Origin of the sequence: Massilia sp. (assembly GCF_032106685.1) — a bacterium.
GTDB lineage: Bacteria > Pseudomonadota > Gammaproteobacteria > Burkholderiales > Burkholderiaceae_D > Telluria.
The window spans coordinates 25,022-38,527 of record NZ_DAMCPG010000007.1 but is presented as its reverse complement, the minus strand read 5'-3'; the positions used below and the strand labels follow the sequence as shown (position 1 = coordinate 38,527).

The 13,506-nt window shown below is 65.7% G+C and carries 14 protein-coding genes; 8 read left to right on the top strand and 6 right to left on the bottom strand.

Annotated features, from left to right (window positions below; genetic code table 11):
- Positions 1-97 precede the first annotated feature (97 nt).
- A complete protein-coding gene (locus RT688_RS06420; RefSeq protein WP_313704014.1) occupies positions 98-1,114 on the bottom strand; it encodes a class 1 fructose-bisphosphatase in 1,017 nt (338 codons plus the stop codon).
- Between the two features lie 37 nt (positions 1,115-1,151).
- Positions 1,152-3,797 carry an aminopeptidase N gene (pepN, locus tag RT688_RS06415; RefSeq protein ID WP_313704013.1) on the bottom strand — a complete coding sequence of 882 codons (2,646 nt, stop codon included), beginning with the start codon at positions 3,795-3,797 and terminating at the stop codon, positions 1,152-1,154.
- Positions 3,798-3,995: 198 nt separating this feature from the next.
- Between pepN and RT688_RS06410 the strand changes: the two genes are divergently transcribed.
- Entirely contained in the window at positions 3,996-4,631 is a 636-nt protein-coding gene (locus tag RT688_RS06410; RefSeq protein WP_313704012.1) for a DUF4136 domain-containing protein, read from the top strand.
- A 311-nt stretch (positions 4,632-4,942) separates the two neighbouring features.
- Here the strand turns inward: RT688_RS06410 and RT688_RS06405 are convergent, their stop codons facing one another.
- Genes RT688_RS06405 through RT688_RS06390 form a run of 4 tightly spaced genes read right to left on the bottom strand, consistent with a single transcriptional unit; the run spans position 4,943 to position 7,393 of the window.
- Positions 4,943-5,092 carry a hypothetical protein gene (locus tag RT688_RS06405; RefSeq protein WP_313704011.1) on the bottom strand — a complete coding sequence of 50 codons (150 nt, stop codon included), beginning with the start codon at positions 5,090-5,092 and terminating at the stop codon, positions 4,943-4,945.
- Positions 5,089-6,063: a quinone oxidoreductase gene (locus RT688_RS06400; RefSeq protein ID WP_313704101.1), complete on the bottom strand. Its 975-nt coding sequence runs from the start codon at positions 6,061-6,063 to the stop codon at positions 5,089-5,091. The genes RT688_RS06405 and RT688_RS06400 overlap by 4 nt, the downstream gene beginning before the upstream one ends.
- A complete protein-coding gene (locus RT688_RS06395) occupies positions 6,063-6,458 on the bottom strand; it encodes a methylglyoxal synthase (protein WP_313704010.1) in 396 nt (131 codons plus the stop codon). Before RT688_RS06395 ends, RT688_RS06400 begins: the two co-directional genes overlap by 1 nt.
- Positions 6,459-6,472: 14 nt before the next feature.
- The gene (locus RT688_RS06390; RefSeq protein WP_313704009.1) at positions 6,473-7,393 is read right to left on the bottom strand and encodes an EamA family transporter; all 921 of its coding nucleotides are present in this window, start codon (positions 7,391-7,393) and stop codon (positions 6,473-6,475) included.
- Between the two features lie 91 nt (positions 7,394-7,484).
- Between RT688_RS06390 and RT688_RS06385 the strand changes: the two genes are divergently transcribed.
- The 7 genes from RT688_RS06385 to rlmH all read left to right on the top strand — a co-directional run bounded on the left by RT688_RS06385 (position 7,485) and on the right by rlmH (position 13,499).
- Positions 7,485-8,384: a DUF2182 domain-containing protein gene (locus tag RT688_RS06385; protein WP_313704008.1), complete on the top strand. Its 900-nt coding sequence runs from the start codon at positions 7,485-7,487 to the stop codon at positions 8,382-8,384.
- A 128-nt stretch (positions 8,385-8,512) separates the two neighbouring features.
- Entirely contained in the window at positions 8,513-9,238 is a 726-nt protein-coding gene (locus RT688_RS06380) for a YebC/PmpR family DNA-binding transcriptional regulator (RefSeq protein ID WP_312548430.1), read from the top strand.
- A 13-nt stretch (positions 9,239-9,251) separates the two neighbouring features.
- Positions 9,252-10,517, top strand: a complete 1,266-nt coding sequence (purD, locus tag RT688_RS06375; RefSeq protein ID WP_313704007.1) for a phosphoribosylamine--glycine ligase — start codon at positions 9,252-9,254, stop codon at positions 10,515-10,517.
- Positions 10,518-10,765: 248 nt separating this feature from the next.
- Positions 10,766-11,677, top strand: coding sequence for an oxygen-dependent coproporphyrinogen oxidase (hemF, locus tag RT688_RS06370; protein ID WP_313704006.1), 912 nt, complete (start codon positions 10,766-10,768; stop codon positions 11,675-11,677).
- Positions 11,674-12,345: a nicotinate-nucleotide adenylyltransferase gene (locus RT688_RS06365; protein ID WP_313704005.1), complete on the top strand. Its 672-nt coding sequence runs from the start codon at positions 11,674-11,676 to the stop codon at positions 12,343-12,345. Before hemF ends, RT688_RS06365 begins: the two co-directional genes overlap by 4 nt.
- Positions 12,345-13,022 (top strand): ribosome silencing factor, encoded by a 678-nt coding sequence (rsfS, locus tag RT688_RS06360; protein WP_313704004.1) that lies wholly within the window; start codon positions 12,345-12,347, stop codon positions 13,020-13,022. Before RT688_RS06365 ends, rsfS begins: the two co-directional genes overlap by 1 nt.
- Before the next feature lie 6 nt (positions 13,023-13,028).
- A complete protein-coding gene (rlmH, locus tag RT688_RS06355) occupies positions 13,029-13,499 on the top strand; it encodes a 23S rRNA (pseudouridine(1915)-N(3))-methyltransferase RlmH (protein WP_313704003.1) in 471 nt (156 codons plus the stop codon).
- Positions 13,500-13,506: the final 7 nt, after the last annotated feature.

The following is a 13,506-nucleotide window of genomic DNA, read 5'->3' as shown; positions in this document are numbered from 1 at the left end:
CTACGCCAGGCAATCCCGGCGAAGAGCCGTATTCTAGCAACAACGTGCGAAACGTGCTAGTCCGACTCGGCAATTTCGCACGGGTTTTGCCAAAAAATTACTGCTCGCCGGTGTGTTCATTGTGATAACGGGTCACCAGCTCGACTTCTTCCTTCGAACCGAGGAAGACCGGCACCCGCTGGTGCAGCTTGGACGGCGCGATGTCCATGATGCGCTGGCGGCCGTCGGTGGCGGCGCCGCCGGCCTGCTCGACGATCATCGCCATCGGGTTCGCTTCGTACATCAGGCGCAGCTTGCCCGGCTGGGACGGGTCGCGCATGTCGGCCGGGTACATGAAGATGCCGCCGCGGTTCAGGATGCGGTGCACGTCGGCCACCATCGAGGCGATCCAGCGCATGTTGAAATCCTTGCCGCGCGTACCGGTTTTGCCGGCCAGCATTTCGTCGACGTAGCGCTGCACCGGCGCGTGCCAGTGGCGCTTGTTCGACATGTTGATCGCGAATTCCTTGGTGCTTTCCGGAATGCGCATGTTGCTATCGGTAAGTACCCAGGAACCCATCTCGCGGTCCAGGGTGAAGCAGTGCACGCCGTTGCCGGTGGTCAGCACCAGCATGGTCTGGGGGCCGTACACGGCATAGCCGGCCGCGACCTGGGACGCGCCCGGCTGCAGGAAAGCCTGCTCGGTCGGCTCGCCCATGCCTTCCGGCGCCTTCAGGACCGAGAAGATGGTGCCGATCGAGACGTTGACGTCGATGTTCGAGGAGCCGTCGAGCGGATCGAACAGCAGCAGGTATTCGCCCTTCGGGTAGCGGTTCGGGATCGGGTGGATGGTTTCCATCTCTTCCGAGGCCATGGCCGCCAGGTGGCCGCCCCACTCGTTCGCCTCGAGCAGCATTTCGTTCGAGATCACGTCGAGCTTCTTCTGCACTTCGCCCTGGATGTTCTCGGTGTCGGCGGTGCCGAGCACTTCGCCCAGCGCGCCCTTGCTGACCGAGTAGCTGATGCGCTTGCAGGCGCGGGCCACGACCTCGATCAGGAGGCGCAGCTCGGCCGGGATGGTGTTGTGGAGGCGCTGCTCCTCCACCAGGTATTGCGTGAGACTGACGCGTTTCATGACTTCCTTTACTTGGGATTGAATACTTGTAGAGCGATCAGTTGGCCAGGGCCTTGCCGACCACTTCGCGCACGTCGTTCGACAGGCGCTGCTGGCCGGCCACCTGTTGCAGGGCCTTCTTCATGTGCTCCTGCAGGGCGGGCGTGTAGCGGCGCCAGCGGTCCATCGCGCGCGCCAGGCGGCTGGCCACCTGCGGGTTCAGGGCGTCGAGCGCGATCACCTGTTCGGCCCAGAAGGCGTAGCCGCTGCCGTCCGGCGCGTGGAACTGCACCGGGTTGCTCGCGCAGAAGCTCGCGACCAGGCTGCGCGCGCGGTTCGGGTTGCGCAGGTTGAAGGCCGGGTGGCGCATCAGTTCGCGCACGCCGGCCACGTCGGTGGTGGCGCTCGAGGCCTGCAGCGCGAACCACTTGTCGACCACCAGGGCCTCATCCTCGAACTCGTCGTAGAAGCGTTGCAGGGCCTGGTCGACGTTTGGTGCGCGGGCGTGCAGCAAGGCGCTCAGGGCAGCGACGCGGTCGGTCATGTTGCCGGCGTTGTCGAACTGCTCCTGGGCCAGGCGCAGGCCCTCCTCGTCCTGGGCCGCGGTGAGATAGGCCAGGCACAGGTTCTTCAGGGCGCGCTTGCCGATCGAGAGCGCATCCGGGCTGTACTCGCCAGGGGTCTGGTTGGCGTGGTATTGCGCCAGCAATTGCTCGCGCAGGCGTGTGCCGATGTTGGCGCGCACGAACTGGCGCGCCAGGTGGATCGACAGCGGGTTCACCACCTCGATCTGCTCGGCCACCATGGTTTCCGAGGGCAGCAGCAGGCATTGCTCGCGGAAGGCCGGATCCAGGCTGTCGTCGCCCAGCATCTTGCCCATGGCCAGCAGGAAGGTGTCGTCCAGCAGCAAGGGGGCGCCGACGCCGACTTCGCCGGTCAGCTTGAGCAGGCGGCCCATCGCCAGGCGCTGGCCGGCTTCCCAGCGGTTCACCGGGTCGCTGTCGTGGCTGAACAGGTGCAGCAGGTCGGCGTCGCCGTAGTTGTAGTCAAGCACGATCGGGGCCGAGAAGTCGCGCAGGATCGACGGCGTCGGCTGCTCCTGCACGTTCTCGAAGACGAACGTCTGCTCCAGTTCGGTCAGTTCCAGCACGGCGGTGGTACCGACGTCCTTTCCGCCGATGGTCAGCGGCATGTCGCGTCCATCCGCGCCCAGCAGGCCCACGGCCACCGGGATGTGGAAGGGGAACTTGCTCGACTGACCAGGGGTGGCCGGGCAGGACTGGAACAGGGTCAGCGTGTAGGTTTTCGCGATCTCGTCGTAGCGGGTCTCGGCGCGCACCACCGGGGTGCCGGCCTGGCTGTACCAGTGCTCGAACTGGCTCAGGTCGCGGCCGTTTGCGTCAGCCATGGCGCGACGGAAATCGTCGCAGGTCACAGCCTGTTCGTCATGGCGCTCGAAATACAGGTCCATGCCCTTGCGGAAGCCCTCGCGGCCCAGCAGGGTCTGGTACATGCGCACCACTTCGGCGCCCTTCTCGTACACCGTGACGGTATAGAAATTGTTGATCTCGACGAAGGAGTCGGGGCGCACCGGGTGGGCCATCGGGCCGGCGTCTTCCGGGAACTGGGCCTGGCGCAGGGTACGCACCTGGTCGATGCGGCCGACGGCGCGGCCGGTCTCGGTGCCGACCATGTCGGCCGAGAATTCCTGGTCGCGGAACACGGTCAGGCCTTCCTTCAGCGACAGCTGGAACCAGTCGCGGCAGGTGACGCGGTTGCCGGTCCAGTTGTGGAAGTATTCGTGGCCGACCACGGCCTCGATGCCCTGGAAGTCGATGTCGGTCGCGACGCGCGGATTGGCCAGCACGAACTTCGTGTTGAAGATGTTCAGGCCCTTGTTCTCCATCGCGCCCATGTTGAAGTCGCCGACGGCGACGATCATGAAGCGGTCGAGGTCCAGCTCCAGGCCCCAGCGCTCCTCGTCCCAGCGGATGCTGTTCTTGAGCGACTGCATGGCGTAGTCGGTCTTGTCGAGGTTGCCCTCCTCGACCCAGACCTGCAGCAGCGCCTCGCGCCCATCGGCCAGCTTGAACTTTTCCTCCTGGCACACCAGGCGTGCGGCGACCAGGGCGAACAGGTAGGAAGGCTTCTTGAACGGGTCTTCCCACTTGGCGTAGTGACGGCCGTCACCCAGGTCGCCCTCTTCGACCAGGTTACCGTTCGACAGCAGCACTGGGTATTTTTCCTTGTCGGCGCGCAGCATCACCGTGTATTTGGCCATCACGTCCGGACGGTCCGGGAAATACGTAATGGCGCGGAAGCCTTCGGCCTCGCACTGGGTATAGAAGCTGCCGTTCGAGGTGTACAGGCCGTTCAGGGTGGTGTTCAGTTCCGGCGCGCAGATCGTTTCGATCTCGAGCGTCACTTCCTCCGGCGTGTTCGGGATGGTGAGCAGGCTGCCCTCGATGCGGTAGTCGTTCTCGCCGAGCGTGTTGCCGTTCATGCGCAGCGCCACCAGTTCCAGGTTTTCCCCGTACAGCTCGATTTCGCGCTGGGCGCTGTCGGGATTGCGGCGCATCGTCAGGCGGTTGGCAACGATGGTGCGGGCGGGATCGAGGTCGAAACCGAGCTCGACAGTGTCGACGAGGTAGCTGGGCGGCGTGTAGTCTTTCCGGTAGATCGTCTGGGGCGTATCAGTGCGCATGGGATTGTTCCGAAAAATACGGTCGAAGAAGAAGGTCTTATTCTACCAACAAGGTTTGCCCCCGGCGCGCCTTGATTCTTTCGCTCCCATGTATCGCTATGTGCCATGAGTAACCAGGTGTAAATTTATCTGCGAAAATGCGGGCAGCGGCGCAATCTGAGCATCGGGAAAGACCGTCAAAATTTTGGAGAGAACAACATGAAACGCTTGATCATGATGACAGCCGCGGCGGCCATGGCCCTGCTGCTGGGCGGGTGCGCGACGACCATCCGCAGCAACGTCACGACCTTCCACCAGTGGCCGGCGCAGATCGAGGACAAGAGCTACGTCTTCGAGGCGCCGCCGGCGATGGACGACACGCTGGAATACCAGAGCTACCAGAACCTGGTGCGCGGACAACTGGCGCAGCTGGGCTTTCGCGAGGCGTCCGCCGGCCCGGCGGCCCTGAAGGTGGCCATGCGTTTCACCACGACCGAAGTGCCGGTGCGCGTGGTCGAACCGGTGCCGCCGCTGTACAACGGCTTCGGCTACCGCTACGGCCCGCGTTTCGGTCCGCGCGGCCGCTGGGCCGGCTGGTATCACCCGTTCTACGATCCGTTCTGGAGCCCCTTCCCCGCGTATGAGGTGTCGATCCAGAACCAGTACCGCCGCGAGCTGCAGGTCTCGATCAAGGACGCCGGCGGCAAGCGCCTGTTCGACGTGACCGTGCACAACATGAGCCGCGAACTGTCGACCCCGAGCGTGATGCCGGCGCTGGTGCAGAGCGCCTTCGCGGACTTCCCGGGGCCGAACGGCGGCGTGCGGCGCGTGGAGATGAAGCAGCAGCATGGTTGATCCGCACGGCCGGGATGACCGGTGACGGAAACGAAGAGCCGGGGCGCGCCCCGGCTTTTTTTTTGCTTGCGTCATTACCTTAAAGCGATTAGCAGGACGTAGGGTGGACGGCTTTGCCGTCCACGCGTCGATAGTTGCGCCAAGGCGCCGTTGTCGCCGATCTTGCCGGTAAGCGTACGAAAAATTGTGAGCATCCGCCAGCACCAGCCTAAGACGCTACCGCCAGCGATCGACGCGTGGACGGGGAACCCGTCCACCCTACGGCGCTCCTCATGCGCCGACGAGATAGTCGCGCAGCCGGTCCCGCCCGCTCAGGAAAAATACGCCTCCGAGGCGAAGGTGATCACGATCACCAGCAGCACCGCCGCCACCAGCACCAGCAGCAGCAGCAGCAGGCGCCCGAACTTCGGTGGCCCGGCCTCGGGCTCCTGCGGCTCGCGGTCGTCGGAAAACTCCCTCATGGCAGCAGGATGGTCGAGCCGGTGGTGCGGCGCGACTCGAGGGCGATGTGGGCCTGGGCGGCGTCGGCCAGCGGGAAGCGCTGGCGGATGTCGACCTTGACCTTGCCGCTGGCGACCATCTGGAACAGGTCGGCCGCCATCGCTTCCAGTTCCGGACGCGTGGCCGCGTAGGCGCCCAGCGAGGGCCGGGTGATGTAGAGCGAACCGCGCGAGGCTAGTTCGTTCAGCGAGAACGGCGGCACCGCGCCCGAGGAATTGCCGAAGCTGACCATCAGGCCGCGCGGCTGCAGGCAGTCGAGCGAGCGGATGAAGGTGTCCTTGCCGACCGAATCGTAGACCACCGGCACCCTGGCGCCGCCCGTGATCTCCAGCACGCGCGCCACGATGTCTTCCTCGTTGTAGTTGATGACGTGCGCGGCGCCGTGCGCCAGGGCGAGTTCCCCCTTCTCTTTGGAGCCGACCGTGCCGATCAGGTGTACGCCGAGCGCGCGCGCCCACTGGCAGGCGATCAGGCCGACGCCGCCGGCCGCCGCGTGGAACAGGATGGTCTGGCCCGGCTGCAGCTTGTACGTGCCGTTGAACAGGTACTGGACCGTCAGGCCCTGCAGCATCATGGCGGCGGCGGTCTCGAAGTCGATCGTGTCCGGCAGTTTCACCAGGATGTCGGCCGGCATGACGCGCACTTCGCTGTAGGCGCCGTTCGGGCGCCCGGCATAGGCGACGCGGTCGCCCGGCCGCACGTGGGTCACGCCCTCGCCCACCGCCTCGACCACGCCGGCGCCTTCCTGGCCCAGGCCCGAGGGCAAGGGCATCGGATACAGGCCGGTGCGGAAGTAGACGTCGATGAAGTTCAGGCCGATCGCATGCTGGCGCACGCGCGCCTCGCCCGGTCCCGGCTCGCCGACCGCGACATCGACGTAGTCCAGCACCTCCGGTCCGCCGGTCCGGGTCAATCGGATTGCCTTGGCCATCATTGTGTCTTCTCCTTGTCGTTGGCTTGCATGAGTTGGGTCAGCACCAGGCGCGCCGTCGACACGTTGGTCGCGCAGGCGACGTCGTGCACGTCGCAGGCGCGCACCAGGGCGTTGATGTCGGGTTCGTGCGGCTGCGGCGTCATCGGGTCGCGCAAGAAGATCACGCAGTCGATCTCCCCCATCACCAGCTGGGCGCCGATCTGCAGGTCGCCGCCGAACGGCCCCGAGTGCTTGCACGCGACCTCCAGCCCGAGTTCGTTGATCAGGCGTCCGCCCGTGGTGCCGGTGGCCGACAGCGTGCAGCCGGCCAGGAACTCCCGGTACTCGGCGGCGAGCGTGATCATGTCGTCCTTCTTCTTGTCGTGCGCGATGAGCGCGATGCGTGGCTTCATTCGTCGTCTCTTTCCTATTTTTTCAGGGACAGCATGTAGATACCCGCCAGGACGAGGGCGGTGCCAGCCAACTGCACCGCGGTGACCGGCTCGCCCAGCACCAGGGCGCCGAGGAAGAGCGTGGACACCGGGCCGATCATGCCGGCCTGCGAAGCGGTGGCGGCGCCGATGCGCTGCACCGCGGCCATCGTCATGAACACCGGGAAGATAGTACAGAAAAGTCCATTCACGAGCGAGAGCCCGTATACCGGCAGCGGCTGCACCAGCAGCGAGGCTGGACGCAGCAGGAAGAACTGGGCGATGCAGGCGACGCTCGACACGCACATCGCATACGCCACCAGGCGCAGCGAGCCGATGCGGCGCACCATCTCGCCCGAGCCGAGCAGGTAGAAGGCGTAGGTCACGGCGGAGCCCAGCACGAACAGCGCGCCGACCACCTTGCTGCCGGCGCCGCCGGCCAGGTCGTGCACGAACACCAGCACGATGCCGCAGTAGGACAGCGCCAGCGCGCACCACTCGACGGCGGCGATGCGGCGCTTGAAAAACACGGTCGTGATCGCCAGCACGAAGGTCGGGGTCAGGAACAGGATCAGGCGCTCGAGCCCGACCGAGATGTACTGCAGGCCCAGGAAATCGAGGTAGCTCGACAGGTAGTAGCCGACCAGCCCCAGCCCGACGAGGCGCCAGCGGTCGGGCCAGCGCAAGGGCGCTTCGGTACGCATCTTCCAGAGCGCCACGGCGGCAAACACCGGAAGCGAGAACAACATTCTGAAAGCGATCAAAGTAACCGCATCGATGTGGTAGCGATACAGCAGTTTGGCGACCACGGCCTTTGTGGAAAACAAAACGGCGCCACCGATGGCGATGGCGAGGCCGGCAACGAGGCCGGCCCGTGGTACGGAAGCAGCAGATGTGCTTATCGAGTCCTGGGTCATTCGTCGATTGTACGGCGAAGCATCGAATCAAGCTCGGCAGGACCCTGAACGCAAGCCCATGCGCCAAGTCAAAGCTCCACAATCACTACTCATGAGGAACCACAATGCCGAACTGGAGCTTGATACGGCCGCCGACCCTATCGGACGCGCGGCCTCCTGCCGCGCCCGCCAACAGGAGGGCGGCCCGATGACCGCGCTGATCCGTGTCGACCCCTCGGCCGGGCGCGACCGGCCGCTCGTCATCGCCTGGCTGACCGCGCTCGTCGCGCTATGCTGGGCCTGCCTGGTATTCCGGGCGCTGCGCATCTCGACGGTCGACTTCGCCCTGCCCGCCGCCCTCCCCGGCACGATCCTGGCGGCCACGCCCCAGCCCTCGCCCTACCGCGCGCACGAACTCGGCCTGGTGCTGGGGATGTGGGGCGCGATGCTCTGGGCCATGGTGCTGCCGGCCGCCACCCCGGCGATCCTGCTGTTCGCCCGCATCAACCGGCTGGCGCACACCGTGCGTTACCCGAATCTCGCCACCTTGCTGTTCGTGGTCGGCTACCTGGTGGTGTGGGGCGGCTTCGGCGCCCTCGCCACCCTGGCCCAGTGGGCGCTGCACGACGCCGGCGCGCTCGACCCCAACATGGCCGTCACGAACGCCAGCGCCTGCGGCCTGGCGCTGGTCGCCGCCGGCCTCTACCAGTGGACCCCAGCCAAGCATGCCTGCCTGCAGATGTGCCGCAATCCGCTTGCCTTCGTGCTGACCGGCTGGCGTCCCGGCCTGATCGGGGCCTGGCGGATGGGCTTCACGCACGGCCTCTACTGTTGCGGCTCGTGCTGGCTGCTGATGCTGCTGCTGTTCGCGGCCGGCGTCACCAACCTGGCGGCCCTGGTCGCACTGGCGGCGCTGATCCTGGCCGAGAAGCTGCTGCCGGGCGGCACGGTGGTGGCCTGCGTGGGCGGCCTGGGGCTTGTCGCATGGGGGACACTGTTACTATTTCCATAACACGAGAGCCGACGGTTCGCGGGCGGGCGCATGCTAAAATGTCGCCCACTCTTGCATACGGGAAGCCCAGGAAAACCGCCGCGAACGGCGGCGCGAGGGCCCCCAAACCGTCTAAGGAATTCTCGAACATGGCTGGACACAGCAAATGGGCCAACATCAAGCACAAGAAAGCCGCGACTGATGCCAAGCGCGGCAAGATCTGGACCCGACTGATCAAGGAAATCACGGTCGCTGCACGCATGGGCGGCAGCGACGTCAACGCCAACCCGCGCCTGCGCCTGGCGGTCGAAAAAGCGGCCGACGCCAACATGCCGAAGGACAACGTCAACCGCGCGATCCAGCGCGGCGCCGGCGAGCTCGAGGGCGTCAACTACGAAGAGGTCCGTTACGAAGGCTACGGCATCGGCGGCGCGGCCATCATCGTCGACTGCCTGACCGACAACCGCGTGCGTACCGTGGCCGAAGTGCGCCACGCCTTCAACAAATACGGCGGCAACATGGGCACCGAGGGTTCGGTCGCCTTCATGTTCAAGCACGTCGGCCAGTTCCAGTTCGCGCCGGGCGTGGACGAGGACAAGCTGATGGAAGCGGCGCTCGAAGCCGGCGCCGACGACGTGGTGCAGGACGAGGAAGGCGGCTTCGAAGTGCTGTGCGCCCCGTTCTCCTACGCCGGCGTGAAGGAAGCGCTGGAAAAGGCCGGCTTCAAGGCCGAGGTCTCGGAAGTCATCATGAAGCCGGACAGCGAGACCGTGCTGGTCGGCGACGATGCGGTCAAGATGCAGAAGATCCTCGACGCGCTGGAAAACCTGGACGACGTGCAGGACGTCTACACCAACGCCGTCATCGAAGAATAAGATCGAGAGCCCTATGAAGATCCTGGTAGTCGGCTCTGGCGGCCGTGAACATGCCCTGGCCTGGAAACTGGCCCAATCCGAACGCGTCCAGACGGTCTACGTCGCGCCCGGCAACGGCGGCACCGCGCTCGATACGCGCCTGGTGAACGTCGAGATCACCGACCCGGCGGCGCTGGCCGACTTCGTCGTGGCCGAACACGTCGCGCTGACCCTGGTCGGCCCGGAAGCGCCGCTGGCTGCCGGCATCGTCAATTTGTTCCGCTCGCGTGGGCTGAAGATCTTCGGACCGACGCGCGAGGCGGCGCAGCTGGAGAGCTCGAAGGACTTCGCCAAGGCCTTCATGCAGCGCCACGGCATCCCGACCGCCAGGTACCAGAGCTTCTCGGATGCGGCCCAGGCCCACGCCTACGTCGACGCGAACGGCGCGCCGATCGTCATCAAGGCCGACGGCCTGGCGGCCGGCAAGGGCGTGGTCGTCGCCATGACGCTGGAAGAAGCCCATTCTGCCGTCGACCACATGCTGTCCGATAACGCCTTCGGCGACGCTGGCGCCCGCATCGTCATCGAGGAATTCCTCGCCGGCGAGGAAGCCAGCTTCATCGTCATGTGCGACGGCAAGAACGTGCTGCCGATGGCCACCTCCCAGGACCACAAGCGCCTGAAGGACGCCGACCAGGGCCCGAACACGGGCGGCATGGGCGCGTATTCGCCGGCACCGATCGTCACCCCGGCGATGCACGCGCGCGTAATGCGCGAGATCATCAACCCGACCATCCAGGGCATGGCCAAGGACGGCATCCAGTTTACCGGCTTCCTCTACGCCGGCCTGATGATCGACGCCGAAGGCAATCCGCGCACGCTGGAATTCAACTGCCGCATGGGCGACCCGGAAACCCAGCCGATCATGTCGCGCCTCAAAAGCGACTACGTCACCGTGCTCGAACACGCCTGCAACGGCACGCTCGACGCGGTCGAACTCGAATGGGACCGCCGCACGGCGGTGGGCGTGGTGATGGCGGCAAGCGGCTACCCGGACAACCCGCGCAAGGGCGACGTCATCGGCGGCATCCCGGCGGAAACGGCGGAATGCATCACCTTCCACGCCGGCACCACGCTGACGGACGGCGTCCTGAAGACCAACGGCGGCCGCGTGCTGTGCGTGGTCGGCCTGGGCGACAGCGTCAAGATGGCGCAGAAGCAGGCCTATGAGGTGGTCGACCAGATCCGCTTCGACGGCGCGCAGTTCCGCCGCGATATCGGGTGGCGCGGGATCAAGTAATTTCGTTGTCGACGAGCGAATTATCGTAGCCGCTGGTCTCCGGTAAAGTTTGCTGCTCGCATACGTTGTACCGCGTGGACACAGGTGTCCACCCTACAAATGTGGGGTTCGTAGGGTGGACACCTGTGTCCACGCGGTTGCCCCCTCCGATCAGCCCCACCTTCCTTAGCACCCAAAGCAGCGAATTCCGTACACACACCGCACACAGTGTACAATCGCCATCAATTTTGACTCCCGTACCATTCTCCATGTCCACCCCCTCCCCTTCCGCCATCAAAGCGTGGCTGCTCGACCTCCAGTCGCGCATCGTTGCGGCCCTGGAAGACGTGGACGGCAAGCCTTTCCTGCGTGACAGCTGGGAGCGCCCCGAGGGTGGCGGCGGGATCTCGCGCCTGATCGAGGAAGGCCATGTCCTTGAGCGCGGCGGCGTGAATTTCTCGCACGTGATGGGCGCCAACCTGCCGCCGTCGGCGGCCGCCGCGCGGCCGGAACTGGCGGGCCGCGCCTGGGAAGCGATGGGCGTGTCGCTGGTGCTGCACCCGCGTAACCCCCATGCGCCGACGGTGCACATGAACGTGCGCTTCTTCGAGGCGACGGCCGAGGGCAAGGACCCGGTCTGGTGGTTCGGCGGCGGCATGGACCTGACGCCCTATTACGGCAATGCCGACGACGCGCGCCACTTCCACCGCGTCTGCCACGACGCGCTGGCGCCCTACGGCGAAGCCCTGCATCCGCGCTTCAAGAAGTGGTGCGACGAGTATTTCTACCTGAAGCACCGCAAGGAGGCGCGCGGCGTCGGCGGCATCTTCTTCGACGACTTCAACGAGCTGCCGTTCGACGACGCTTTCGCCATGGTGCAAAGCGTCGGCGACGGTTTCCTCGACGCCTACCTGCCGATCCTCAAGAACCGCAAGGACACGCCCTACGGCGAACGCGAACGCGACTTCCAGGCCTACCGCCGCGGGCGCTACGTCGAGTTCAACCTGGTGTGGGACCGCGGCACCCATTTCGGCCTGCAGTCGGGCGGCCGGACCGAGGCGATCCTGATGTCGCTGCCGCCGATCGTCAAGTGGCGCTACGACTGGCACCCCGAACCGGGCAGCGCGGAAGCGGCGCTGTACACCGACTTCCTGCCGCATCGGGACTGGCTCGCTTCGTGATTCCCTGCGTCGCCCTGCTGGGGGGCAGTTTCGATCCCGTGCACCACGGCCACGTCGCGCTGGCGCGCCTGTTCGCCGAGCTGCTTCAGCCGACCGAGCTGCGGGTGCTGCCGGCCCGTCCCTGGCAGAAGGCCGCGCTGCAGGCGAGCGACGAAGACCGCATCAACATGCTGGAACTGGCGTTTCGCGAGGCCGGCCTGGCAGCCATCGTCGACCGCCGCGAAATCGACAGCGGCAAGCCGACCTATACGGTGGACACCCTGCGCGGCCTGCGCGCCGAGCTGGGACCGGAGGTCTCGATCGTGTTCCTGATGGGAGCCGACCAATTACAAAGGCTCGATAGCTGGCGCGACTGGCGCGAGCTGTTCGACCTTGCGAATATCGGCGTCGCCGCCCGGCCGGGCTACAGGCTGGAGCAGGACGCCATGCCGCCCGCGGTGGCGCAGGAAATCGCGGGGCGCCTGGCGCCGCCGCAACAGGTAAGGACGACGCCCTCCGGGCTGGTCTGCCTGGCGCACACGCTGGCGGTGGATATTTCCGCCACACAGGTGCGCGCAGCACTACAGGACGGCGCCGCATCCGGGGCTGCCCCGGTGAATGGCGCGACCGCGTACCTCGCGCGGGTAGTGCTAGACTATATTCAACAACATAATTTATACAGAAACTAATGGATATCAAAAAACTGCAAACCCTCGTCGTCGACGCCCTCGAAGACGTCAAGGGCCAGGACATCATGCTGTTCGACACGACCCACCTGACCAGCCTGTTCGACCGCATCGCCGTGGTCTCGGGTACGTCGAATCGCCAGACCAAGGCGCTGGCCGCCTCGGTGCGCGACAAGGTCAAGGAAGCGGGCGGCGACGTGGTCGGCCTGGAAGGCGAGGACACCGGCGAATGGGTGCTGGTCGACCTGGGCGACATGATCGTCCACATCATGCAGCCGGCCATCCGCCAGTACTACCGTCTGGAAGAAATCTGGGGCGAAAAGCCGGTCAAGCTGGGCGCGGCCAAGCGCAAGTCGACGCCGGAAGCGGCCGAGGCAGCGGAACCGAAGACCAAGTCGAAGCACCTGGCCGCCAACCAGGATCAGCCGGAAGCCAAGCCGGTGCGCGAGCGCAAGACCGCGACCAAGGCCACCGCCGCCAAGACCGTCGCCGCGAAGAAGCCGGCCGCCAAGAAGGCTCCGGTCGGCAAGGTCGTGAAAGTGGCGCCGAGCAAGAGCGAGATCGCCGCCGTCGAAGCGACCAAGGCCAAGCCGCCGAAGCGCACCCCGAAAGCCGCGCCGGCAGCCGCCGAGCCGGTCAAGAAGGTCATCAAGCGCGTCGCCAAGAAGGTCGCAGAGTAAGTTTCGATGCAACTCATCATTGCCGCGGTCGGCCATAAAATGCCGGCCTGGATCGAGACCGGCTTTGCGGAATACACGAAGCGCATGCCGCCCGAGCTGCGCATCGTGCTCAAGGAAATCAAGCCGGTCGAGCGTTCCGGCAGCAAGACGGCGGCCACCGCGATGGCGCTCGAACGCGAGCGCATCGAAGCGGTGCTGCCGAAAGGCGCGCGCATCATCGCGCTCGACGAGCGCGGCAAGGACCTGACAAGTGTTGGACTTTCTCAACAATTGTTGGGCTGGCTGCAAGACGGGCGTGACACCGCCTTCCTGATCGGCGGCGCCGACGGTCTCGACCCCGAACTGAAGGCGCGTGCCGAAGGCATGATCCGCATCTCCAGCATGACCCTGCCGCACGGCATGGTGCGCGTGATGCTGGCGGAGCAGCTTTATCGCGCCTGGTCCATTACCCAGAACCATCCGTATCACCGCGTCTGAATCGGCC